This window comes from Chitinimonas prasina (assembly GCF_030160395.1).
Classification (GTDB): Bacteria; Pseudomonadota; Gammaproteobacteria; order Burkholderiales; family Chitinimonadaceae; genus Chitinimonas; species Chitinimonas prasina.
On sequence record NZ_BSOG01000047.1, the window covers coordinates 333 to 660 of the forward strand.

At 68.0% G+C, this 328-nt stretch carries 1 protein-coding gene; it reads right to left on the reverse strand.

Features of this window, described 5'->3' with window-relative positions; genetic code table 11:
* Positions 1-316 (reverse strand): transposase (locus tag QQK16_RS21055; RefSeq protein ID WP_284198451.1); only part of this gene is annotated, 316 nt, incomplete at its 3' end.
* Positions 317-328 lie beyond the last annotated feature (12 nt).

Here is a 328-nt window from a genome sequence, read left to right on the forward strand (position 1 = left end):
GGTAACCGCTCCAGGTCTTCCAGAGCCGTCGGCCGAGACGCTTGATGGCACGGAGGCTCTCGTTGCGAGCCTCAGCACCGGTGGTTCTTACCTTCCACGGTTTGCCGTTGCGGCGCGGCGGCACGACCAGGGCCGCCCCGCGGGTTGCGGACGCCTCGTAGACGCCCCGGGTGTCGTATGCCCCGTCACCGCTGATGACACCGATCCGTTCGGCCTTCGGCAGCTGGGTCAGCAAGTCCGGGACGATCTCGCCGTCCCCGTGCCGGTGGTCCGTCATCTCGACGGCCCTGACCTCGTGGCTGTCGGCATCGATCACCAGGTGCACCTT